Origin of the sequence: Streptacidiphilus anmyonensis (assembly GCF_000787855.1) — a bacterium.
GTDB classification, from domain to species: Bacteria; Actinomycetota; Actinomycetes; order Streptomycetales; family Streptomycetaceae; genus Streptacidiphilus; species Streptacidiphilus anmyonensis.
Genome location: NZ_BBPQ01000021.1, coordinates 77,268 through 98,777 on the forward strand (window position 1 = coordinate 77,268; position 21,510 = coordinate 98,777).

General features: G+C 72.7%; 23 protein-coding genes. 11 read left to right on the top strand and 12 right to left on the bottom strand.

Annotation, left to right across the window (positions count from 1 at the left end):
* Positions 1-18 precede the first annotated feature (18 nt).
* Complete coding sequence (locus TR50_RS19950) at positions 19-243, bottom strand: hypothetical protein (protein ID WP_152648499.1); 225 nt, start codon at positions 241-243, stop codon at positions 19-21.
* A 351-nt stretch (positions 244-594) separates the two neighbouring features.
* On the opposite strand from TR50_RS19950, the gene TR50_RS19955 reads away from it, so the two are divergent.
* Together TR50_RS19955 and TR50_RS19960 are read left to right on the top strand one after the other, a co-directional pair.
* Positions 595-1,575 (top strand): AEC family transporter, encoded by a 981-nt coding sequence (locus tag TR50_RS19955; protein ID WP_042422961.1) that lies wholly within the window; start codon positions 595-597, stop codon positions 1,573-1,575.
* Between the two features lie 37 nt (positions 1,576-1,612).
* Complete coding sequence (locus TR50_RS19960) at positions 1,613-2,131, top strand: HD domain-containing protein (RefSeq protein WP_042422964.1); 519 nt, start codon at positions 1,613-1,615, stop codon at positions 2,129-2,131.
* A 45-nt stretch (positions 2,132-2,176) separates the two neighbouring features.
* On the opposite strand, the gene TR50_RS19965 is transcribed toward TR50_RS19960, so the two are convergent.
* From TR50_RS19965 to TR50_RS19985, 5 genes are all read right to left on the bottom strand, one after another.
* Positions 2,177-3,076 (bottom strand): aminoglycoside phosphotransferase family protein, encoded by a 900-nt coding sequence (locus tag TR50_RS19965; protein WP_042422967.1) that lies wholly within the window; start codon positions 3,074-3,076, stop codon positions 2,177-2,179.
* Positions 3,077-3,085: 9 nt separating this feature from the next.
* Positions 3,086-3,481, bottom strand: coding sequence for a hypothetical protein (locus TR50_RS19970; protein ID WP_152648500.1), 396 nt, complete (start codon positions 3,479-3,481; stop codon positions 3,086-3,088).
* Positions 3,482-3,598: 117 nt separating this feature from the next.
* Positions 3,599-4,357 (bottom strand): beta-ketoacyl-ACP reductase, encoded by a 759-nt coding sequence (locus tag TR50_RS19975; RefSeq protein ID WP_042422970.1) that lies wholly within the window; start codon positions 4,355-4,357, stop codon positions 3,599-3,601.
* Between the two features lie 120 nt (positions 4,358-4,477).
* On the bottom strand, positions 4,478-5,665 hold the full coding sequence (locus tag TR50_RS19980; protein WP_042422973.1) for an acetyl-CoA C-acyltransferase: 1,188 nt from the start codon (positions 5,663-5,665) through the stop codon (positions 4,478-4,480).
* 54 nt (positions 5,666-5,719) lie between these two features.
* The gene (locus TR50_RS19985) at positions 5,720-6,886 is read right to left on the bottom strand and encodes an acyl-CoA dehydrogenase family protein (RefSeq protein WP_042422974.1); all 1,167 of its coding nucleotides are present in this window, start codon (positions 6,884-6,886) and stop codon (positions 5,720-5,722) included.
* Between the two features lie 181 nt (positions 6,887-7,067).
* On the opposite strand from TR50_RS19985, the gene TR50_RS19990 reads away from it, so the two are divergent.
* The 4 genes from TR50_RS19990 to TR50_RS20005 all read left to right on the top strand — a co-directional run bounded on the left by TR50_RS19990 (position 7,068) and on the right by TR50_RS20005 (position 11,173).
* On the top strand, positions 7,068-7,694 hold the full coding sequence (locus tag TR50_RS19990; protein ID WP_042422978.1) for a TetR/AcrR family transcriptional regulator: 627 nt from the start codon (positions 7,068-7,070) through the stop codon (positions 7,692-7,694).
* A 263-nt stretch (positions 7,695-7,957) separates the two neighbouring features.
* Positions 7,958-9,274, top strand: a complete 1,317-nt coding sequence (locus TR50_RS19995) for an ABC transporter substrate-binding protein (protein ID WP_042422980.1) — start codon at positions 7,958-7,960, stop codon at positions 9,272-9,274.
* Entirely contained in the window at positions 9,258-10,259 is a 1,002-nt protein-coding gene (locus TR50_RS20000; RefSeq protein WP_042422983.1) for a carbohydrate ABC transporter permease, read from the top strand. Before TR50_RS19995 ends, TR50_RS20000 begins: the two co-directional genes overlap by 17 nt.
* Complete coding sequence (locus TR50_RS20005) at positions 10,256-11,173, top strand: carbohydrate ABC transporter permease (protein WP_084700590.1); 918 nt, start codon at positions 10,256-10,258, stop codon at positions 11,171-11,173. Before TR50_RS20000 ends, TR50_RS20005 begins: the two co-directional genes overlap by 4 nt.
* Before the next feature lie 75 nt (positions 11,174-11,248).
* Here the strand turns inward: TR50_RS20005 and TR50_RS20010 are convergent, their stop codons facing one another.
* Together TR50_RS20010 and TR50_RS20015 are read right to left on the bottom strand one after the other, a co-directional pair.
* Positions 11,249-11,461: a hypothetical protein gene (locus tag TR50_RS20010; protein WP_152648501.1), complete on the bottom strand. Its 213-nt coding sequence runs from the start codon at positions 11,459-11,461 to the stop codon at positions 11,249-11,251.
* Positions 11,462-11,494: 33 nt separating this feature from the next.
* Positions 11,495-12,193, bottom strand: a complete 699-nt coding sequence (locus TR50_RS20015; protein WP_152648502.1) for a DUF2306 domain-containing protein — start codon at positions 12,191-12,193, stop codon at positions 11,495-11,497.
* 384 nt (positions 12,194-12,577) lie between these two features.
* Between TR50_RS20015 and TR50_RS20020 the strand changes: the two genes are divergently transcribed.
* The 3 genes from TR50_RS20020 to TR50_RS20030 all read left to right on the top strand — a co-directional run bounded on the left by TR50_RS20020 (position 12,578) and on the right by TR50_RS20030 (position 15,050).
* On the top strand, positions 12,578-13,696 hold the full coding sequence (locus TR50_RS20020) for a sensor histidine kinase (RefSeq protein ID WP_160311137.1): 1,119 nt from the start codon (positions 12,578-12,580) through the stop codon (positions 13,694-13,696).
* On the top strand, positions 13,693-14,382 hold the full coding sequence (locus TR50_RS20025) for a response regulator (RefSeq protein WP_042423003.1): 690 nt from the start codon (positions 13,693-13,695) through the stop codon (positions 14,380-14,382). Before TR50_RS20020 ends, TR50_RS20025 begins: the two co-directional genes overlap by 4 nt.
* Before the next feature lie 164 nt (positions 14,383-14,546).
* A complete protein-coding gene (locus TR50_RS20030) occupies positions 14,547-15,050 on the top strand; it encodes a hypothetical protein (RefSeq protein ID WP_052441126.1) in 504 nt (167 codons plus the stop codon).
* A 10-nt stretch (positions 15,051-15,060) separates the two neighbouring features.
* Here the strand turns inward: TR50_RS20030 and TR50_RS20035 are convergent, their stop codons facing one another.
* Positions 15,061-16,161: a nitric oxide synthase oxygenase gene (locus TR50_RS20035; RefSeq protein WP_236654495.1), complete on the bottom strand. Its 1,101-nt coding sequence runs from the start codon at positions 16,159-16,161 to the stop codon at positions 15,061-15,063.
* A 339-nt stretch (positions 16,162-16,500) separates the two neighbouring features.
* Here TR50_RS20035 and TR50_RS20040 point away from each other — a divergent pair, with 339 nt between their 5' ends.
* Entirely contained in the window at positions 16,501-17,286 is a 786-nt protein-coding gene (locus tag TR50_RS20040; protein ID WP_042423006.1) for a DeoR/GlpR family DNA-binding transcription regulator, read from the top strand.
* A 70-nt stretch (positions 17,287-17,356) separates the two neighbouring features.
* Positions 17,357-18,127 (top strand): hypothetical protein, encoded by a 771-nt coding sequence (locus tag TR50_RS20045; protein ID WP_042423009.1) that lies wholly within the window; start codon positions 17,357-17,359, stop codon positions 18,125-18,127.
* 87 nt (positions 18,128-18,214) lie between these two features.
* Here TR50_RS20045 and TR50_RS20050 read toward each other — a convergent pair whose 3' ends face one another.
* The 3 genes from TR50_RS20050 to TR50_RS20065 are packed head-to-tail and all read right to left on the bottom strand — an operon-like array spanning position 18,215 to position 21,378.
* Positions 18,215-19,036, bottom strand: coding sequence for a class II fructose-bisphosphate aldolase (locus TR50_RS20050; protein WP_042423012.1), 822 nt, complete (start codon positions 19,034-19,036; stop codon positions 18,215-18,217).
* Positions 19,037-19,072: 36 nt separating this feature from the next.
* Positions 19,073-20,479 carry a 1-phosphofructokinase family hexose kinase gene (locus TR50_RS48970; protein ID WP_052441128.1) on the bottom strand — a complete coding sequence of 469 codons (1,407 nt, stop codon included), beginning with the start codon at positions 20,477-20,479 and terminating at the stop codon, positions 19,073-19,075.
* Positions 20,476-21,378: an SIS domain-containing protein gene (locus TR50_RS20065; protein WP_042423013.1), complete on the bottom strand. Its 903-nt coding sequence runs from the start codon at positions 21,376-21,378 to the stop codon at positions 20,476-20,478. The genes TR50_RS48970 and TR50_RS20065 overlap by 4 nt, the downstream gene beginning before the upstream one ends.
* Positions 21,379-21,510 lie beyond the last annotated feature (132 nt).

Consider the following 21,510-nt stretch of genomic DNA (forward strand, 5'->3'; position numbering starts at 1 on the left):
GGGCCGCGGCAGGAGACCTCAGGATCGGTCTCCTGCCCGGCGGGATCCCTGCGCCGTCCGCGACGGGCTTCCCGCCCTGCGGCGCCGGGTACGCCACGTCGCCCAGTGCCCCGCCACCGCGACGACCACCAACGCGGAGACCGCGAGCCGCCCGTTGGTGTCGAGGCTGCCCCAGGTCGTGACGAGGAGCGTCCCGGCGAGCAGCGCGAGCGCGATGAGCAGCCAGTCCAGTGCGCGGCGCATGACCCTCCACCAGTCGTGGTGCTGCCGCGTGCCGGGTTCGTGGCGACGATGCGCGGTCAGGGTGTTCACAGTTCCCCCAAGTCCTGGGTCCGGGCTGACAGGTGGCGTGTATCCCGAAGCCGGTCCCGCCATGCGCGCATCGGCCTCCTTCATGCGCGGGCGTGACCTGGCCCACTTCCACGCCCGCGGGGCCCGCTGCCCGCCCGAGCCGCCACCGTTGGAACCGGGGCGGTGACCAGGACGTCGTCCGCCACGCGTAGCATTCGCGATCGTGATCCACACGAACAACGGTGTTCGACGGCCCCGACGGCGCGTGTCCCCGCGCGGATGCGTTCGGGAGCCCCTGCTGCCATGAGGCTCGTCTCTGCTTTCCTGCCGATCTGGCTGTTGGCCGCGGTCGGCTACGGCGCCCGGCGTCGCGGTCTGCTCGGGGACGAGGCGGTGTCGGTCCTGGGACGCTTCGTCTTCCACCTCGCGATGCCGGCGGCCCTGTTCCTCACGATGTCCTCGACGCCGCTGCCGCGCCTGTCGGTCCTGCCGCTGGTGGCCTTCACGGTCAGCACGGCCGTGGTGGTCGGATTCGGCTGGCTGGCTGTCAGCCGCCTGTTCCGCCGCCCGGCCGCGGAGCGGCCGATCTGGGGCATGACGGCGGGTTACGTGAACTCCGCCAACCTCGGCATCCCGGTGGCCCAGCAGGTGCTGGGATCGGTGTCCTTCCTCGCCGAGGTCGTGCTGGTGCAGAACCTGCTGGTCACTCCCGTCATCCTGATCGCCCTGGACCGGGCGGGCGACCCGCAGCGGCGGATCCGGATGCGGCGGATCGCGTCCCTGCCGTTGCGCAACCCGGTCATCCTGGGCTCGGCGGCGGGCCTGGTCTGGTCGGTCTGGAGACTGCCGGTCCCGCAGACGGCCCACACCACGCTGGCGCTGCTGGGAGCGGCCGCGGTGCCGACCGGCCTGGTCGCGCTCGGCGCGTCGTTGTACGCCGCACCCGCACCCGCGCCCGCACCCGTGCCAGCGCCTGCCCTCAGCGGGCAGCCGCGGCCGCTGCCGGACGCGGCCCGCGCAGCCCATGGTGAGCTTGCGGCGGTGGCGGCACTCAAGCTGGTGGGGCAGCCGCTGCTGGCCCTGGTCACCGGACTGGCCCTGCAGCTGACCCATGCCCAGCTGCTGACGGTCGTGGTGTGCGCGGGGCTGCCGACCGCGCAGAACGCCTTCGTCTTCGCCCAGGAGTACGACGTCGGCCAGACCCTCGCCAACCGCGGCGTCGCCGTCACCACCGCACTGTCCCTGGCCACTTTGGCCGCCGCTGCCGCCCTGCTCGGCGCCTGACCCCGCGGACTCCGTCCGCCGCACGGAAGGGAACCTCGTGCCCCTCACCCTCACCCTCGCCGACGTCGACCGGCTCGCCGCCGAGGCCCACCGGGATCAGTTCGACAAGATCGGCGTCCCGTACATCGAGCACGTCCGAGCCGTCAGTGCGGGCCTCGCACCGTTCGGGGTGGGACTCCGGATGGCGGGCCTGCTCCACGACGTCCTGGAGGACACCGCCGTGACCGTCGAGGACCTGGCGAGGGCGGGGGTCCCCTCCTCCGTCATCCAGCTGGTCCAGGCGGTGACGATGCAGAACTTCGACGGCTACGCGTCCATGCTCGACGCCGTCGCCGGCAACTACGGCGCGGCGCTCATCAAGATCAGCGACAACGCCCACAACAGCCACCCCGAGCGCCTCGCGCGACTCCCCGAGGACAAGCGGGCGCGTCTCGCCGCGAAGTACCACGCCGCCCGCGGCGTCCTGTGGCCCGCCGTCGCGCTCGAAGACGTCCGCGCCATCGTCGAGCGCGTCAACCCGAGCCTCCTGCCCGACGCGAACGGGCCTCAGCGGTAGGGGGCCTGCGGTTCCGGTCACCGACAAGCGCGCAGGCGGTCCGCCTCAAAGCCCCTTCAGGACACGATCGAGCGCCGATCGCCCAGCAGGTCCCCAGCTCGGCTTGCCGCCGGGCAGGCCTTGCTCGCCGTTCTGGCCCATCAGCATCAGGAACAGGCTCTTCATCGCGGCCAGTCCGCGTGCCCGCCGCACTGTGGCCTCGTCCGCCTGGGCGTGGCCGGCGAAGAAGCGTGCGGCGCCGCCTGCGGGGAGCAGCAGCCAGGCGGCGGAGAGGTCCCAGGCGGGGTCGCCGGCGAACAGGTCGCCGAAGTCGACGACGCCCGCCAGGGTCCCGTCCGCGACGACGACGTTGGCGGGATGCAGGTCGCCGTGCACCCACACACGGGGGCCTTCCCACGCGGGAGCCGTGACCGCGTCGTCCCATACGGCCCGCACGTCCGCCTGCGAGAAGCGTCCGAGGTCCACGGCCCGCAGGAAGTACTCGAAGTGCTCGGTGCATTCGCTGGGGTGACCGCCCCGGTCCCGGGAGTCCGGCGCCTCGGCGGGCGCCTCGACGTGCAGCGCCGTGAGGAACGCCGCCAGACTGTCGGCCGCGTGATCGCCGCGGGTGATCGACCCCTCGTCCAACGGCGTCCCCTGAACCCAGGTCATGACGGTCCAGATCTTGGGGAACCGTCTCGAAGGCGCACCGTCCCGCAGCGGGACCGGGATCGGCATCGGCAGGCTCGGGGCCAGGGTCGGCAGCCACCGACGCTCCTTGAGCTGCAGATCAGGGGTGGTGTCCATCCGCTGCATCCGGACCGCCAATTCGTCCCCGAGACGCCACATCTGGTTGCCCCAACCGCCCGCCACCGCGCGGATCGGCAGCTCGGCCAGATCCGGATGCTGGTCCCGCAGCAGGTCGCGAACCAGCTCGGCGCTGATCTCCGCCTCGGAATCGATCACGGGGATTCCTTACGGGGACTCGGGAGCAGGGGTGGCAGGAGGGTCCTGGGGGCGCAGCCGGGTGCGTCGGGTCTCCTCACGTTCGTGGAGGGCGGCCCGCGCGGTCTCGGCCTCGATCCGGGTGCGCTCGATCTCGGCGTCGAGTTCGTTCTTGCGACGTTGCGTCGTCGCCTCGATCTTCGCTTTCGCGACGGTGGAAGCCGCGGTGAAGGACGCGGCGACCGCGCCACCCGCCAGGAGCTCGTTGATCAGCCCCGGCTCTGCTGAACGCGCGAGAGCGTCCTTCGGCTTCTCGATCGCGGAGGGGAGGTGCTCGGGTAGGCCTTCGTAGACCACCTCGTCGTACGTCACCACCCACCTGGGCAGGGGCGCACGCTTCCAGAGCCTCCTGATCAAACGCCGCATGACGCCATGTTAGTCGTCGCACGGAGGCGCGGACCGGGCGTCACCGAATCGTCGACCACGCGCAAGAAGGGCTCGGCATCGGACGTCCGATGCCGAGCCCGGCCTCCGGCGGCGTCGTCAGCGGGCGCCGCCGTTGACGTAGAGGGTCTGGCCGCTGACGTACGAGGCGTCCTCGGAGGCGAGGAAGGCGACCACGGCCGCGATGTCCTCGGGCTGGCCGACGCGGCGCAGCGGGGTGCGGGCCGCGACCTCGGCCTGGTGGTCCTCGGCGGACGCGCCGACGCGCTCGGCGGTCGCGGCGGTCATCGAGGTGGCGATGTAGCCGGGGGCCACGGCGTTGACGTTGACGTTGAACGGGCCGAGCTCGATCGCGAGGGTCGCGGTGAAGCCCTGGATGCCGGCCTTGGCGGCGGCGTAGTTGGCCTGGCCGCGGTTGCCCAGCGCGGAGCGGGAGGAGAGCGAGACGATCTTGCCGTACTTCTGCGCGCACATGTACTTCTGCGCCACGTGCGAGCAGTTGTAGACGCTGGTGAGGTTGACCGTGACGACGGCGTCCCAGTCGGTCTTCGGCATCTTGAAGAACAGGTTGTCGCGGGTGATGCCGGCGTTGTTGACCAGGATGTGGACGGCTCCGAAGTCCTCGGCCACCTTCGCGAAGACGGCCTCCACGGCCTCGTAGTCGGTGACGTCGCAGCCGTAGGCGCGGGCGGTGCCGCCCTTGGCGGTGATCGCGTCGACGGTGGCCTGGGCGCGCTCGGCGGTCAGGTCGACGACGGCGACGCTCGCGCCCTCCTCGGCCAGACGCCGCGCGGTCGCGGCGCCGATGCCCTGGGCTGCGCCGGTGACGACGGCGACGCGGTCGGTGAAGCGGCTCATGATCTTAAAGACTCCTCAGCAACGGGGTGCGATGCGGTCGGTGAAGCTTCGAGGCAGGCCGCACGGCCCCGGATCGCGGGGCCGTGCAGGCAGTGGCAGTGGCAGGCCGTGGCGGGGGGATCAGTCGCGGTCGACGAGGACGGCGGTGCCCTGGCCGACGCCGACGCACATGGTCGCCAGGCCACGGGTGTCGCCGGTGCGAGCCATGCGGTGCAGCAGGGTGGTGAGGATGCGCGCGCCGGACGCGCCCAGCGGGTGGCCGATGGCGATCGCCCCGCCCTGGGGGTTCACCAGCTCCGGGTCGACGCCGAGTTCGCGCACGCAGGCCAGCGCCTGTGCGGCGAAGGCCTCGTTGAACTCGGCGGTCTGCACCGACTCCAGCGCGCGGCCGGTGCGGGCCAGCACCCGTCGGACGGCCGGGACCGGGCCGATGCCCATGACGTCCGGATGCACGCCCGCGCTCGCGCCGCCGACGTAGCGGCCCAGTGGCTCGACGTCGAGCGTCGCCAGCGCCTCCTCGCTGCACAGCACCAGCGCGGCCGCGCCGTCGTTCATCGGCGAGGCGTTGCCCGCCGTCACGGTGCCGCCGGGGCGGAAGACCGGCTTGAGGGTGGCGAGCTTCTCCAGGCTGGTGTCGGGGCGGATCGACTCGTCCTGGCTGACGACGGTGCCGTTCTTGAGGGTGACCGGCACGATCTCGGCGTCGAAGAGGCCGTCCTTGCGCGCGGCGGCCGCCGCCTGGTGGGAGCGGAACGCGAAGGCGTCCTGGTCCTCGCGGCTGACCCCGTAGCGGGCGGCGACCTCCTCGGCGGTCTCGCCCATCGACAGCAGGCCGTGCAGCTCCTTCATCTTCGGGTTGACCAGGCGCCAGCCCAGCTTGGTGTCGAAGATCTCCTGCCCGTGCGGCAGCGCCTCCTCCGCCCGGGGCAGCACGAACGGCGCGCGGCTCATCGACTCCGAGCCGCCCGCGACGACGACGTCCGCCTCCCCGGCGGCGATGGCGCGGGCGGCGGTGGTGACGGCCTCCAGGCCGGAGGCGCACAGCCGGTTGAGCGTCGCGCCCGGGACGGTCTCGGGCACGCCGGCCAGCAGGACCGCCATGCGGGCGATGTTGCGGTTGTCCTCACCGGCCTGGTTCGCGGCGCCCCAGTAGACGTCGTCGATCCGGGCGGGGTCGAGGGCGGGCACCGCGTCCAGCGCGGCGCGCAGCGCGGTGGCCGCGAGGTCGTCGGGGCGGACGCCGGACAGCACGCCGCGCAGGCGACCGATCGGGGTCCGCTTGGCGGCGGCGAAGTACACGGGGCGCATCGTCGGGCTCCTGGGCGGTGAAGGGGGTGCGAGGGTGGGTTGCCGGGGCAGGGGTCAGAACGCGTTGACGCCGGTCAGGGCCCGGCCGATGAGGAGCTTCTGGATCTGGCTGGTGCCCTCGTACAAGGTCATCACGCGGGCGTCGCGGACGTACTTGCCGACGGGGTACTCGTCTATGAAGCCGTACCCGCCGAAGACCTGAAGGGCGGTGTTGGCGGCCTTGACGGCGGCCTCGGAAGCGTAGAGCTTGGCGACCGAGGACTCGGTCTGGAACGGCTCGCCGCGCTCGATCAGGTCGGCGACCCGCCACACCAGCAGCCGGGCGGCGTCGAGCTCGACCTTGATGTCGGCCAGCATCTCCTGGACCAGCTGGTGGGAGGCGATGGGCTTGGCGAACTGCTCGCGCTGGGTGGCGTAGGCGACCGCGGCGTCCAGAGACGCCTGGATGATGCCGACGCAGCCGGCCGCGACCGACATGCGGCCCTTGGCCAGCGCCGACATGGCCACGTTGAAGCCCTTGCCCTCGGGGCCGAGCATCGCCTCGGCGGGCACGCGCACGTCGTCGAAGACCAGCTCGGCGGTGGGCTGGCCGCGCAGGCCCAGCTTGCCGTGGACGGTGGTGCGGGTCAGGCCCGGGGTGTCGGTGGGGACCAGGAAGGCGCTGACGCCCTTGTGCCCGGCCTGCTCGGGGTTGCCGGGCTCGCCGGTACGGGCGAAGACGAGGGCGACCTCGGCCCAGGTGCCGTTGGTGATGAACATCTTCGCGCCGTTGACCACCCACGTGTCGCCGTCGCGGACGGCCCGGGTGGTGAGGTTGCCGGCGTCGGAGCCGGTGCCGGGCTCGGTGAGCGCGAAGCAGCCCAGGGCGTCCCCGGCGCACAGGCGCGGAAGCCAGCGCTGCTTCTGCTCCTCGCTGCCCCAGTGGGCGATCGACTTCGCCACCAGCCCGAGGGAGACCGACAGCAGCCCGCGCACGGAGGAGTCGCCGCGGCCCAGCTCCTCGGTGACCAGCACGTAGGAGAGGTGGTCACCGCCGGAGCCGCCGTACTCCTCGGGGATGGTCAGGCCGAGGAAGCCCAGCGCGCCCAGCTTCTTCACGATGCCCTGGTCGACCTGCTCGGCCCGGTCCCAGGCGGCGGCGTGCGGGACGACCTCGCGGTCGACGAACTCGGCGGCCAGCTCGCGGACGGCGGCCTGCTCCTCGGTGAGTTCCAGGTTCACGGCATCTCCCGTAGCTCTGCGCGCCTGCGGTGGTCGGTGACGGCAGTTAAACTAGCACTGCAAGTTTTACGACGGTAACCCCATACGGCAGGCTTGGGGAAGTGCGTCGCCCGACACGCGCGAGACCCGCCCGCGGCCAGGCCCGCGACACAGACCCCCAGGTGAGGAGGGCCGGAGCCCGATGGCCAGGCCGCGCAACCCGCTGCTCAGCCACGAGCGCATCGTCGAGGCCGCGCTGCGCCTGGTGGACGACGAGGGCCTGGACGCGCTCTCCACCCGCCGCCTCGCCGCCGAGCTCGGCGTGAGCGGGCCATCCCTCTACCACCACTTCGCCACCAAGGACGCGCTGCTCGACGCCGTCGTCGACGCCGTGGTCGGCGAGGTGCGGCTGGACATGCTCGGCCGCGACCCCTGGCCGGAGGCGCTGCGCGCCTGGGCCCGCTCCTACCGCGCCGCGCTCGTCGCGCACCCCAACCTGGTGCCGGTCCTCGCCCACGGCCCCGGCCGCCGTCCCAACGCGCTCAGACTCGCCGACGCCGTCTTCGGCGCCCTGGTCCAGGCGGGCTGGCCGAGCGGCGAGGCCACCCGCATCGGCGCGCTGATGCGCTACCTGGTCTTCGGCTCCGCCCTCGGCTCCTTCGCCGGCGGCTTCGTCGACGACGCCGGCCTCTATGCCGACCAGTACCCGCACCTCGGCCAGGCCCACCTCCTGGCAGACCGTCAGCGCGCGGTGGACGAAGGCGCGTTCGAGCTCGGCCTGGACTCGATCCTGCTCGGCCTCGAAGCCCGCTTCGCGCACGTGGCATGAGCGTCCGGCGAGTTCAAATCGTTACCCGGCGCCGCTCGGAATCAACATTCTCCAACAACCTCGCAAAGGCCCGCTCATAAGCGCTTTCCCGAGAGTTGACGCGTCGAGCCCCCGCGGGAGCCGGTAAACCCCGCGCTGGGCTGCCACTTTGTGCCGTCAGGGCCCTTGACAGGGCGTCAAGCTGTTGGTGGTATCTGAACGCTCACGTTCGTTTGTGTGTTCATTAGCGTTCTTGAACGGCACTGCACCCCACGGGAGGGGACATGGCAACGCCCGGACCGCACGACCGCACCACCAGTAACAGCCCCACCAGAAGGTCGGTCCTGCGCGCCGCCGCGATCGGCGCCGGGGCTGTCACGCTTCCCTCCGTCCTCGCCGCCTGCGCCAGCGGGTCCGGCGCCGGAGGAGCAGGCGGGAAGACCGTCACCTTCGGCTCCAACTGGTCCGACCCGGTGCCGAAGAAGGGCATCGCCACGGCGATAGCCGGCTTCCAGGCCAGCAGCGGCTACACCGTCAAGACCAACACCGTCGACCACAACTCGTTCCAGGAGAACATCAACCGCTACCTCCAGGGCAACCCGGACGACGTGTTCGGCTGGTTCGCCGGCTACCGCATGCAGTACTTCGCCCAGAAGGGCCTGCTCGGCGACATCAGCGACGTCTGGTCGGGCTTCACCGGCATGTCCGACGCCATCAAGGCGCAGTCCACGGGCCTGGACGGCAAGCAGTACTTCGTACCGCTCTACTACTACCCATGGGCGGTCTTCTACCGGAAGTCGGTCTTCGCCCAGCACGGCTACCAGATCCCCACCACCTGGGACCAGTACATCGCCCTGGCCAAGCAGATGCAGAAGGACGGCCTCGTCCCCATCTCCTTCTCGGACAAGGACGGCTGGCCGGCCATGGGGACCTTCGACTACATCAACATGCGCCTGAACGGCTACGACTTCCACAAGTCGCTGATGGGCGGTCACGAGGACTGGTCCGACCCCAAGGTGAAGAAGGTCTTCGACACCTGGCGCGAACTGCTGCCCTTCTACCAGCAGGGCGCGCTCGGCCTCACCTGGCAGGAGTCCGCACAGGCCCTGCAGCAGAAGAAGACCGGCATGATGACCCTCGGCATGTTCCTCGGCCAGCAGTTCGGCACGGACGTGTCCGACCTGGACTTCTTCGCCTACCCGGCGATCGACCCCGCCAACGGCCAGGACGCCGTCGAGGCACCCATCGACGGCTTCCTGCTCTCGCGCAAGGCCAAGAACGTCACCGCCGCCAAGAAGCTGCTGGCCTTCCTCGGCACCGCCAAGGCCGAGAACGACTACCTGTCCATCGACCCGACCGAACTGGGCGTCAACTCCTCGGTCGTCACCACCGGTTACTCGCCGCTGCAGCAGTCCGGCGCCAAGCTCGTGTCCACCGCCAAGAGCATCTCGCAGTTCATGGACCGCGACTGCCGCCCGGACTTCGTCTCCACCGTGATGATCCAGGCGCTGCAGACCTTCCTCAACAACCCGAACGACGTCGACGGGCTGTGCAACTCCATCCAGCGGCAGAAGACGGCCATCTATGCGACCGAAGGCTGACCTCGAACCCGCCGTGAGCGTCGGCGAACCGACCGCCGGCGCGCCCGCGTCCGCCGCCGCCCCCGAGACGGGGCGGCGGCGCCCGCGCGCCGCACGGCGCAGGATCCGCCGGCTGACCACGCGCGACCGGCTCGTCATCACCGTGCTGCTCGGCCTGCCGCTGCTGTTCACCTTCGTGCTGGTGTGGGCGACCACGCTCGCCTCGGTCGGGCTGTCCTTCACCAACTGGGACGGCATCGGCTCGGCCAAGTTCGTCGGGATCGACAACTACAAGGAACTGTTCACCAACTACCCGCCGTTCGCGACAGCGATCTGGCACAACCTGCTCTGGCTCGGCTTCCTGGCGCTGGTCGCCACCCCGCTCGGCCTGCTCTTCGCGGTCCTGCTCGACCGCAAGATCCGGTTCGGCCGCTTCTACCAGAGCGCGCTCTACCTGCCCGTCGTGCTCTCGCTGGCCGTGATCGGCTTCATCTCGCAGCTGATCTTCGCCCGCGACGACGGCATCCTCAACACCCTGCTCGGCACCACCGGCCCGGGCCAGCACCCCGTCGACTGGATCGGCGACCCGCACATCAACATCTGGGTCGTGCTGGTCATGGCGGGCTGGCGGCACGCCGGCTACGTCATGGTGCTCTACCTGGCCGGACTCAAGGGTGTCGACCCGTCGCTCAAGGAGGCCGCCGCCATCGACGGCGCCAACGCGCGGCAGACGTTCTTCCGCGTCGTCTTCCCGGTGATGCGGCCCGTCAACATCATCGTCGGCGTGATCACGGTGATCGAGGCGTTGCGCGCCTTCGACATCGTCTACGCCATCAACGGCGGCACCAACGGCCTGGAGCTGCTCAGCGTGCTCATCACCGACAACATCATCGGCGAGGCCAGCCGGATCGGCTTCGGCTCCGCCATCGCGGTGGTGCTGCTGCTGATCTCCGTCGGCTGCATCGTCGCCTACTGCATGACCGAACTGCGGGAGGAGAAGTCGTGACCGCGATCGCCGCAGGCCCCGCGACGCCGAAGGCCACCGGCGCGAAGGGCCCCCGTGCGGCCGTGGCCCCGCGCCGCGTCGGCCTGCACGTCTTCCTCGCGGCCGTCTCGCTGCTGTGGCTCGCGCCGCTGCTGCTGGCCGTCTACGCGTCGCTGCGGCCCTACCAGGAGACGGCGAAGTACGGGTATTTCTCGCTGCCGCACCACCTCAGCTTCGCCTACTACCGCGAGGCGTTCACCCAGTCGGGGATGGCGCAGCACTTCCTGAACACGCTGCTCATCGCGGTCCCGGCCGTGCTGCTGACGCTGTTCTTCGCGTCCTTCGTCGCCTTCTGCATCGCCCGGGTCCGCATCCGTGGCGGGTTCTTCATCCTGATCCTGTTCACCGCCGGCAACCTGCTGCCGCCGCAGGTCATGGTGACCCCGGTGTACGAACTGTTCACCCGGATCCCGCTGCCGTACTGGATGTCCGACTCGCTGACGATGTACGACTCGTACTGGGGCGTCATCGCCATCCACATCGCCTTCCAGACCGGCTTCTGCGTCTTCGTGATGACCAACTTCATGAAGGCGCTCCCCGAGGAGCTGCGCGAGGCCGCGATCGTCGACGGCGCGGGCGTGTGGACCCAGTTCTGGCGGATCACGCTGCCGCTGTGCCGCCCGGCGCTCGCGGCCCTGGCCACGCTGGAGTTCGCCTGGATCTACAACGACTTCCTGTGGGCGCTGGTGCTGATGTCGTCGGGCGACAAGATGCCGGTCACCAGCGCGCTGAACAACCTGAAGGGGCAGTACTTCCAGGACTACAACCTGCTCGCGGCCGGCTCCGTGCTGGTCGCGCTGCCGACCGTGATCCTCTTCTTCATCCTGCAGCGCCACTTCATCGCCGGGCTGACCCTGGGCGCGACCAAGGGCTGAGCGAGGCGACGGAGGGCCGACGGGCCGGTGGGCCGGGGGATTCCTGCGACATCCCCCGGCCACTACGTGCGGCGCTCACTCGCCGCCCAGCGCTTTGCGTCCCGTGAAGTACGCGAAGGCCCGTGGGGCGTCCTCGTTGGCTGCGAGCTGCTCGTCGGGCGTCTCCCGGGGCTGTTCGTAGCACTCCCACGAGCAGCGCCCCCACGGGGTCCACTCGGTCACCGCGCCGCACCCGCCGCAGACCATCACGTTCACGCCGGGCGGCCCTGGATACTGCGATTCGCCCATGTCACCGATGGTCCCACCGGGCGGGCGCCGCCGCTACCGAGCTGTCCGGCGGCGGGAACCGAGGCGAGCGACCAGCCGCTGCGCGACCAGCAGGTTGATCGTCCAGGACAGCCACGCCCCGCTCATGTACGCCAGGTCGAAGGGAAGGCCGGCGCCGGAGCCGGCCGCCAGCCAGAGCCGGAAGGTGACCGCGGCGAAGATGAGGGCGTAGGACCTGACCATCCACCGCTGGTGTGCGGCGACCGCCCGGCGGCGGATCGCGGTGAACGCCTTGCCGGTGGTGACCAGCAGCGCCGTCGCCAGCGCGGCGAACCCGAGCGGCGCGACCGGCCAGTAGAGGCCCTTCGGCACCAGCAGCAGGCCGCCGGTCCCGGCCGCCAGGGCGCCGAGCAGGTAGATCCGCCCGACCGTCCGGTGCACGGCCGGATACCGCGTCCTGACCCCGGGCACGAACTGCCACGGACCGGTGGCCAACGCCAGGACGCCGCCGCCCACATGGAAGAGCAGCGGGACGAGGTTCGCCGCGTACACGGCACGTTGCTGAGCGAGGAACAGGGCGCGGTCGAGGGTGAAGTAGCGGGCGGCGACGACGGCCGTCACCGTGGCCAGGAAGGTCATGGCGATCCAGCCGGCCCGGCGGCGCGGGGTCCTCGTCCCCGGGCTCGTACCGGTCGGATCGGGCTGGGCGGAGGCGGACGGGCCGCTGGTGCGGCGAGAGACAGGCGTGGTCATGCCGCGAAGGTACGGATGGGCCGTCCGCGCCGCGTCCACCTGCCGGGGTCGGTTCCGGTACCCCGGTGGGGGTAGAGGCGGGCGGGAGCGCCCGTACCCCACCGGGGGTACCCGCCGCCTACTCTCCCGGGTCGATGTGCGTCCCGCCGAGGGTCGCTAGGCTCGGTTCGATCACGTCGCCGGGCAGCGGTGACACCCAGTCCCGGAGCAGTGATGAGTCGGCCGAGTCGGACCCGTGTACGCGCCGCGGCCGGGCTCCTCCGGTCCCTGCCGCCCACCGGAGTCGCCCGGCGCCCGCTGCCCCCGCGCCCCGCCCTGCGCGAAGTGACCCGGCGCGACGTGACCTGGCGCGACGTGGCCTCGCCCGAAGTGACATTGCCCGAAGTGACGTTGCCTGAAGTGACGTGGCCCGACCTGGCGTTGGCCGGCGCGTTCCTGGCCGCGATGCTGGCCGAGCGGTTCGGTGCGGCGGCGCGGATCGGCGGACACATGCCCGCGGCGCTCGCGCTGAGCGTGCTCATCGCCGGGGCGCTCGCCGCCCGCCGCCGGGTTCCGCTCGCCGCGTACCTGGTCGGCACCGCCGCGCTGTCCGCCGAGGCCCTGTTCGTGCTGCCCAGCCCCGTGTCGCCGTACGCGAACCTGCTCGGCCTGTACTCGCTCGGCCTGCGCGGCACCCGCGCACGGGCCAGGCTGGGACCGGTCATCGTGCTGCCCGGCATGATCGCGTACTTCTCCGGCCCCACGCACACCTACCAGTTGATGCCCGCCGCGGTCCTGTTCGTCTGGCTGCTGGTCTGGGCGCTCGGCTACGGCTGGGCCCGGCGGCAGGAGGAGCAGGAGACGGCACGCCGGGTCCTGCGCGACCAGGTGCTCGCCGAGGAGCGGGTGCGGATCGCCCGCGAGCTGCACGACCTGGTCGGGCACACGCTCAACGTGCTGCTCGTGCAGACCGGCGCCGCCCGACGGGTGCTCGACCGGGACCCGGAACAGACCCGCACACTGCTGGGCACGATGGAGCACACCGGCCGCCAGGCGCTGGAGGAACTCGACCGGGTGCTCGGCCTGCTGCGCCCGCAGGAGCCGTCGCCGTCGCCGGACCCGCAGCCGGGGCTGGCGCACCTCGGCGCGCTGACCGAGCGGATGGAGCAGGCGGGGATCCGCGTCACCGCGCGGATCGACCCGGCCGCGCACGGCATGCCGCGCACGCTCGACCTGTCGGCCTACCGGATCGTCCAGGAGGCGCTGACCAACACGGTCAAGCACGGGCGCGCGGCCCGCGCCGAGGTCGCGGTCCACCGCGAAGGAGACGTGCTCCACGTCGAGATCCGCGACGACGGCGTCGGCGCGCCCGACGGCTATCTGCCCGGCCGAGGCCTCAAGGGGATAGCGGAGCGGGTCCACGAGTTCGGCGGCAGCGTGGAGCACGGCGCGGGCGAACACGGCGGATTCCGGCTGCGCGCCGCACTCCCGATCCCGCGCACCCCGGCGTCGGTGGCACCGTGACCGTCAGGGTCGTCATCGCGGACGACGACGCCCTGCTGCGCGCCGGGGTCGCCCTGGTGCTCGGCACCGGGGACGGCATCGAGGTGGTCGGCGAGGCCGCCGACGGGCTGGAGGCGGTCGAGCTGTGCCGGGCGACGGCGCCGGACGTGGTCCTGATGGACGTGCGGATGCCCGGCATCGACGGGGTCGAGGCGACCCGCCGCATCGTCGCGGCGCGGCTGCCCACCCGGGTCCTGGTGCTGACCACCTTCCACCACGACGACTACGTGTGGGGCGCGTTGCGGGCCGGGGCGGCGGGCTTCCTGCTCAAACGGGTCCCGCCGGAGCGCCTGATCGACGCGGTCCGCACCCTCGCCGACGGGGAGTCGGTACTGGACCCCGCGGTGACCCGCGACCTGATGGGCCAACTCGCCGCCACCGGCCCGGGGCGGGAGCGTCCGGGACCGCGCGACCCGCGGCTGGCCCGGCTCACCGCCCGGGAACGGGAAGTGCTCCGACAGGCGGCCGAGGGCTACTCGAACGCGGAGATCGCCGGACTGCTCCTGCTCGCCGAGTCGACGGTGAAGACCCACCTGAAGCGGATCCTCGCGAAGATCGACGCGCGCGACCGCGCCCAGGCGGTCGCGATCGCCTACCAGAGCGGCCTGATGGCGTCCGAAGAGGACGGCCTGACGGAGCGGGGCTGACGCGGGCTCAGCGGAGGCCGCGGGCCTCTCGGCCGATCGGCCCGGGGTAGGGCCAGCCCCCGGTCCCGTCCGCCGGGCAGTCCCATGTCCCGGGGGGCCACAGGCCGGAAGGATCGAAGCGTTGCTCAAACAAGCTTCGTCCTTCGTAGGGGAGTCGGACCACCATGACGCTCGCCGACCGCGTTTCCCGGAGCCCTGCCGCCGACGTCCTGGCCGCAGGAGGGCCGCCCGCGCCGGTCCGGATCGCCCACGGGTTATGGGTCGTCGCCGTCGGCGCCGGGATGTTCGAGACGGTGCTGGCCGTGGGGCGGTTGCTCGCGCGCGGGCATGGGGCCGGGCCCGCCATCGCGGCCGGGCTCGCGATCCGGTTGCCGGTCTTCGCCGCCGCGCTCGTCGTGGCGGGCCGGATGCGGGAGGGGCGCGGATGGGCCCGGATCGCGCTGGCGCTCGGGCTCGGGATCCTCGGGACGGCGTCGATGGTCGTCCAACCGATCGAGGCGCTGGCCCACGGGCGCACCCTCGCCTCCGCGCTCACCAGGTCCAGCGCCGTGGACCTGCTCTTCGGCGCCAGCCGCACCGTGCACCTGGCGTGCGTGCTCGGTGCGGTCGCGCTGATGTTCCTGCCGGCCGCCAACGCCTGGTTCCGCGAGCGGCGACGTCGTCGCTGACCAGGGACGTTCAGCCCCCGTACGGCTCGCCCCAGGCGCCGTCGCGACGCAGGAACGCGGGGCGTGCGTGCGGGTCCGGCGGGTCGTAGTAGCGGTGGAACACCGCTGTCGCGCCGCCGGAGAGCGGCGGCACGATCCACGACCAGTCCGTGGGCACCGGGCGGCCGTGGCGTTGTTCGCGCTCCACGTGGGTGACGAACCGACGCGACTCGGTGTGGTGGTCGGCGATGGTGACGCCCGCGTCCGCGAAGGAGTGCAGCACCGCCGCGTTCAGCTCGACCAGCGCCCGGTCCCGCCACAGCGTGCGCTCGCTGGAGGTGTCCAGGTCGAAGAGCTCCGCGACCGCGCGCAGCCGGTCGTAGCGGTCGCGGTCGGCGAGGTTGCGCGAGCCGATCTCGGTGCCCATGTACCAGCCGTTGAACGGCGCGCACGGGTAGCGGACGCCGCCGATCTCCAGCGTCATGTCGCTCACCGCGGGAACGGAGTACCAGCGCAGCCCGAGGTCCGTGAAGCCCGGTTCGGTCGGATGGGTCAGCCGTACCTCGTGGACGGCGTCGTCCGGCAGTTCGTAGCAGTCCGGGGGCCGCTCCGGCGAGGACTGCACCAGGAGCGGCAGGGTCTCGAAGGGGCCCTCGCCGCCCTTCCAGCCGAGCTCGCGGGCGAGCGCCGCCCGTTCGGCGCTGCGCGGATCGCAGGCGTAGCGCACCAGTTGCTCGTTGAGCAGCCTGGGCGCCGGGCGGCCCGGGAGGTCGGGGGCGAGGACCGTGACGACCGGTCGGATCCGGCCCCCGTTGGCCGCGAGGCGCAGATGCTCGAAGCACTGCTCGGCGACGTCGTCCGGGCGGCGCACCTGCCGCAGGTCGCGGACGACGAGGCTGCGCCAGTACAGCCGCCCGATACAGCGGGCCGCGTTGCGCCAGGCGACGCGGGCGCCGAAGGCGAGCTCCTCCGGTGTGTGCGTGTAGGTGCCGTGCGCGGCCGACTCCGCGCGGATCTCGCGCAGTCTGGCCTCCACGTCCACCGGCTGCGTCGACTCGGCGGCGAAGCCGCGCACGAACTCCTCGGCGGCGACGAGCAGCGGCGTCGGCGGACCGAGCGGAGCCGACGGCACGGGCGGCGGTGTCGGTGCGAGCGGCGCCGGCGGTGCGGGCGGGCCCGGTGAGGCCGAGTGGGTCGGGTCGGGCGGCGGCTGGTGGATCACGGGACAGCCGCGCGGCACCGGCGCGTAGGGCGCGGCCTGAGTCGACGGCAGCTGCTTGCGATGGCGAGTGAGACGAGTGAACAGCAAGGACATCCCTCCCCGCACCATGGGTACCGTATGTGCGACGTCGCGCACGCAGAGTGCCGGATTCGGGGGACAGGCGGTCGACGGTGCGGCTATGCTCGCGCCCGATCGAACGAGTTCGCGGCCGTCCGACCAGGGAACCGCCGGAATCCGTAGACTCACCGCATGCTCAAGGCCGATCGCTTCGCCCGCATCCTCGACCACGTCGCCCGCGCCGGCAGTGCCGACGTGCACCAGCTCGCGGAGCTCCTCGACGTCTCCGGCGCCACCGTCCGCCGCGACCTGCAGGCGCTCGACGAGCAGGGCCTGCTGCGGCGCACCCACGGCGGCGCGGTCACCGGCACGGTCAACCTCGAGCTGCCGCTGCGTCACCGCGCGGGCCGCAGGCAGGAGGAGAAGCGCCGCATCGCCGAGGCGGCGGCCGACCTCGTCCCCGACGGCGCGGTCGTCGGCCTGACCGGCGGCAGCACGGTCAGCGAGCTCGCGCACGTCCTCGCCGAGCGCGTCGGCGGCGGCCAGGGGAGTCTCACCGTCGTCACCAACGCGGTCAACATCGCCGCGGACCTGGTCGTACGCCCCGAGATCCGCCTTGTGGTGATCGGCGGTCAGGCCCGCAGCGCCAGCTACGAGCTGGTGGGGCCCGCCGCCGACGAGCACCTCGCCCGCTACCGCCTCGACTTCGCCTTCATCGGCGTCGACGGTCTCAGCGCCGCGGCGGGCTGCACCACCCACGACGAGATGGAGGCCCACACCGACCGCTCCTTCCTCCGCGTCGCCGCCCACCGCGTGGTCCTCGCGGACGGCAGCAAGCTCGGCCGGGCCACCTTCGCCGCGATCTGCCCGCTGGAGGAGATCGACACCCTGGTCACGGACGTACAGCCGGCCGAGCCTGAGCACGCCGCCCTGGAGGCGGCGGCGGTCCGGGTGCTGACGGCGGCTCCGCAGGGGTGACGCACGGCCCGCTCCGGTGATGTGCGAACATGTGCGTCCCCTGAGAGATCGAACACTGGAACGCCTGATCATGCGCATACCCCCGCGTCGCACCCTGTCCGTGCTGGCTGTCGCCGCCACCGTCGTCCTGACCGCAACGTCCTGCGGCGGCGGCACGAGCAGTCAGCACCCCTCCGCCGACGCGAAGACGGCGCCGGGCGCCGCGACGTCCCCCTCCGCGAGCGCGGACCCGTTCGCGGGCGAGACCGCGAACCAGATCCTGACGGGTGCGACGGCCTCGTTGGCGTCCGCCGACTCGGTGAAGGTCGCCGGCACCATGAAGCAGTCGGGCGGCGAGATGAGCATCGACCTCTACATGGTCAAGAACGTCGGCTGCCAGGGCTCGATCGGCATGGGCAGCCAGGGCACGGTGACCATGGTGGCGCTGGGCAAGACCGTGTGGGAGAAGCTGGACCAGGCCACGCTGGCCGGCGCGGTCGGCAAGGACGAGGCGGCCGCGCTCAAGGGCAAGTACTTCAAGACCACAAGCACCGCCAAGGACTTCCAGGACCTGCAGTCCTTCTGCGACCTGAACACCTTCGCCAAGGGCATGGCCAACGGGAGCGACGACACCTACAGCAAGGGAGCGGTCACCTCGACCGGAGGGCAGCAGGTGCTGACCCTGGTCGACACCAAGGACCACTCGTCCGTGCTGGTGAGCCTCACGGCGCCGCACCGGGTCCTGCGCGCGATGGGCGCCACGCCCGCCGACGGCTCCATCACGATCGGCTACGACCTCGGCTCGAAGATCACCCCGCCCCCGGCGAGCGAGGTCGTGGACGCCTCCAAGTACGGCATGTGACGGCCCGGCGGCGCCCGTCCGGGCGCCGCCGAGGTTCGCGGGAGGCCAGGCCTGCGCGGTCGCTTCCGCGAGGTCAGGCCTACGCGGTCAGGCCTGCGTGATCAGGCCGAGCAGGCGGGCCACCTCGTCGGCGACGGCGGTGCGGCCGGGGGCGAGCCACTTGCGCGGGTCGACCAGCTTCGGGTCGGCGGCCAGCGCGTCGCGCACGGCGTCGGTGAACAGGCGGTTCAGGTGCGTCGAGACGTTGATCTTGCGCATGCCCGCCCCCACCGCCGCGACCAGCGTCCCGTCCGGCACGCCCGAACTGCCGTGCAGCACCAGCGGCACCGGGACGGCGTCGCGCAGACGGGCGATCAGGTCCAGGTCGAGCGAGGCGGTGCGGGCCGTCATCGCGTGCTCGCTGCCGACGGCGACGGCGAGCGCGTCCACCCCGGTGCGGGCCACGAACTCGGCCGCCTCGGCCGGGTCCGTGCGGACGCCCGGCGCGTGCGCGCCGTCCTTGCCGCCGACCTCGCCGAGCTCGGCCTCGATCGCCAGCCCGTTGTCGTGGCACCAGGCGGCGAGCTCGGCGGTCGCTTTGAGGTTCTCCGCCCAGGGCAGCGTCGAGCCGTCGTACATCACCGAGCCGAAGCCGCAGTCGGCGGCCTCGTGGATCAACCGGGGCTCGGTCGCGTGGTCGAGGTGGAGCGCGGCGCGCGCGCCGCTGCGCTCGGCGGCGAGCCGCGTGGCGGCGGCGAGCGGCGCGAGCGCGCCGTGGTAGCGGACCGCGTTCTCGCTGATCTGCAGCACCACGGCCGCCTTGGCCTGCTCCGCGCCCGCGAGGATCGCCTCGGCGTGCTCGATCTGGATGACGTTGAAGGCGAAGACCGGCCGGTCGGCCAGCAGGTGGGGGAGGGGGACGAGAGGCACGGCGGTTGGCTCCAGGGTCGGTTCGGTGTCGGTGGGTCAGGTCGCGTCGCGCACGGCGACGAGCGGTTCGAGCTCGGCGAGCACGGCGGGGTCGAAGTCCCCCGCGAGCGGCGCGGCCACGGCGGCGGCGGACAGCGCGACGGCGCGCCGGAGCGCCTCCTCAGGCGGCAGGCCGCGTGCGAGCGCGACCGCGAGCGCCGCGGAGGCGGCGTCCCCGGCCCCGGTCGCGTTCCCCACGACCACCCGCGGCGGCGCGGCAGCGAGCAACCGCCCGCCCCACCAGGCCGCCAGCCCCTCCGCCCCCGCAGACACCACCGCGGCACCCGCCCCAGCGGCGACAAGCCGGCGCGCGAGGTCGGCGGGAGCGCCTTCGTCGTCGCCGGTTCGCGCGACGTTGGGCCGGCCGCCCTCGGGCGGGGGCGGCGGGGAGTCGTCGACACCTCCTCCGACGAGACGCCGCTGGGGCGGCGCGGGGGAGGGCCGGCTGTCGGAGCGGCCCGCCTGAGCGGCGGCTTCGGCCGCGGCCCGGGCCGCGTACTGCGTGCCGCCTGGGTCGACGAGCCGCCGCGCGAGGGACGCGCGCAGCTCCTCGGGGCCGCCGGCCTCCCGCATCGCGCTCTGGGCCGGCCCGTTGCGCTCGGCCCCTTCGCCTACCGGCCGCTGCCTGCACGCGGCATGCGAGCTCTCGTCGTCGCGGCCGGCCGCCCTCGTCGCCTCGCCTCGCGTGCCGACGTCGGTGGGCCGGTCTTCCGCGGGCGCCACGTCGGGCGGCTGTTGCGTCAGCCGGGCGGCGGCGGCTTCGCTGTCGATCCCGCGTGCGGGGTCGGCGTGCCGGTCCTCCCGGCCCAGGGCGCGCAGGGCCTCCTCCGCGTTGGGCTTGACCAGCGTCGGCTGGGCGCGCAGCGCTTCGCGCAGGGCGGCGGCGTCGGCGTCGAGGAGGGTGGGGACGCCCGCGTCCGCCGCCAGGAGGACCAGCTCGGCGTAGGCGTCGCCGGGGACGCCCGGGGGGAGGCTGCCGGACAGGACGACCGCCCGCGCGGCGGGCAGCGCCGCGCGGAAGTCGGCGAGGAAGCGCGTCCACTCCGCCGCCGAGACCTGCGGCCCCGGCTCCCAGAAGCCCGTCACCCCGCCCGTCGCCGCGCCGTCGTCCGTGGCGTCCACGACCGCGACAGTGCGGCGCGTCGTGCCCGCGATCGGCGTGAAGCGGTGCGGGACGCCGGCCGCGTCGAGCTCCTCCCGCAGCTCCGCGCCGGAGGCGCCGCCCGCCAGGCCGAGGGCCAGGACCGGCTCGCCCAAGGCGGCCAGGACCCGCGCGGTGTTGACGCCCTTGCCGCCCGCGCGCGCCGCGACGGAGCGCACGCGGTGGGTCGCGCCGGGGCGGACGCCGCCCGCGACGACGTAGGTGACGTCGAGGGCGGCGTTCAGGGTGACGGTGACGATCACGCGGAGAGCACCACCGAACGGGTCAGGTGCTGCGGGTTGTCCACGTCCCGGCCGAGCCGGCCGGCTAGGGCGACGCCGAGCCGCTGCACCTTGACGAGCTCCGCCAGCGGGTCGTGACGGGCCGTCACCAGGTGCGCGCCGGTCGCCCGGACCTGCTCGGCGAGGCCGTCCGGCAGCGGGCCGAGGCTCCAGACCGCGCGACCGGGACGGGCGACGCTGATGGGGCCGTGGCGGTACTCCATCGCGGGGTAGGACTCGGTCCACCACGCGGCGGTCTCGCGGACCTTGAGCGCGGCCTCGCGCGCGACGCCGTAGCTCCAGCCGCGGCCGAGGAAGGAGACCTGCTCGGCGTCGAGCAGCTCGGGCGCGAAATCCTCCTCGATCGCCTCCTGCGCCTGGGCGGGCAGGTGGTCGACGGACTCGCCGAGGTGGGCGCGGAGCAGCACCAGCTGCGAGGTGGGGAAGCGGGTCTGGACGACGGAGCGCTCGTCGGCCCAGTCGAGCACGACGAGGTCCTGCGCGAGGTCGGCGATCGGCGTCGCCGGGTCCGCGGTGATCGCGGTGGTGGCGACCTTTCCGCGCACGGCCTCCAGCAGGCTGAGCACCTCCGTGGTGGTGCCCGAGCGCGTCAGCGCGAGCACCCGGTCGTAGCGGCGGGCGAAGCCCTCGCCGAGCGGGGCCTCGGAGGCGGCGAACGCGTCCGTCTCCCCGACGCCCGCGCCCTCGCGCAGCGCGGCGTAGGCCTGGGCCATGAACCACGAGGTGCCGCAGCCGACGACGGCGACACGCTCCCCGGGGCGCGGCAGCAGGCCGGAGACCTTCGGCAGCAGGTCCAGCGCGCGCTGCCAGCACGCGGGCTGGGACTCGATTTCCGACGAGGTCTGTGAGGCGGCGGTCACCGGCGGCACCTTCTTCCGAATCAGTTGCGCATGTACACGCTTGCGCACTTTGCGCACTACTGCTCACTTGAGCGTACAGATGAACAAGACCGAGCATAGCGAGCCGCGCCGGAAAGCGAAACGCCTCGCCCG

What these genes read in the sequence shown, in the direction of transcription:
- TR50_RS19980 (WP_042422973.1), bottom strand. Translation starts at nt 5,665, where the DNA reads ATGCGCCCCGTGTACTTCGCCGCCGCCAAGCGGACCCCGATCGGTCGC.
- TR50_RS20045 (WP_042423009.1), top strand. Translation starts at nt 17,357, where the DNA reads ATGCGCATACCCCCGCGTCGCACCCTGTCCGTGCTGGCTGTCGCCGCC.
- TR50_RS20040 (WP_042423006.1), top strand. Translation starts at nt 16,501, where the DNA reads ATGCTCAAGGCCGATCGCTTCGCCCGCATCCTCGACCACGTCGCCCGC.
- TR50_RS19955 (WP_042422961.1), top strand. Translation starts at nt 595, where the DNA reads ATGAGGCTCGTCTCTGCTTTCCTGCCGATCTGGCTGTTGGCCGCGGTC.
- TR50_RS20010 (WP_152648501.1), bottom strand. Translation starts at nt 11,461, where the DNA reads ATGGGCGAATCGCAGTATCCAGGGCCGCCCGGCGTGAACGTGATGGTC.
- TR50_RS19990 (WP_042422978.1), top strand. Translation starts at nt 7,068, where the DNA reads ATGGCCAGGCCGCGCAACCCGCTGCTCAGCCACGAGCGCATCGTCGAG.
- TR50_RS20000 (WP_042422983.1), top strand. Translation starts at nt 9,258, where the DNA reads ATGCGACCGAAGGCTGACCTCGAACCCGCCGTGAGCGTCGGCGAACCG.
- TR50_RS19995 (WP_042422980.1), top strand. Translation starts at nt 7,958, where the DNA reads ATGGCAACGCCCGGACCGCACGACCGCACCACCAGTAACAGCCCCACC.
- TR50_RS19950 (WP_152648499.1), bottom strand. Translation starts at nt 243, where the DNA reads ATGCGCCGCGCACTGGACTGGCTGCTCATCGCGCTCGCGCTGCTCGCC.
- TR50_RS20030 (WP_052441126.1), top strand. Translation starts at nt 14,547, where the DNA reads ATGACGCTCGCCGACCGCGTTTCCCGGAGCCCTGCCGCCGACGTCCTG.
- TR50_RS20015 (WP_152648502.1), bottom strand. Translation starts at nt 12,193, where the DNA reads ATGACCACGCCTGTCTCTCGCCGCACCAGCGGCCCGTCCGCCTCCGCC.
- TR50_RS19970 (WP_152648500.1), bottom strand. Translation starts at nt 3,481, where the DNA reads ATGCGGCGTTTGATCAGGAGGCTCTGGAAGCGTGCGCCCCTGCCCAGG.
- TR50_RS19975 (WP_042422970.1), bottom strand. Translation starts at nt 4,357, where the DNA reads ATGAGCCGCTTCACCGACCGCGTCGCCGTCGTCACCGGCGCAGCCCAG.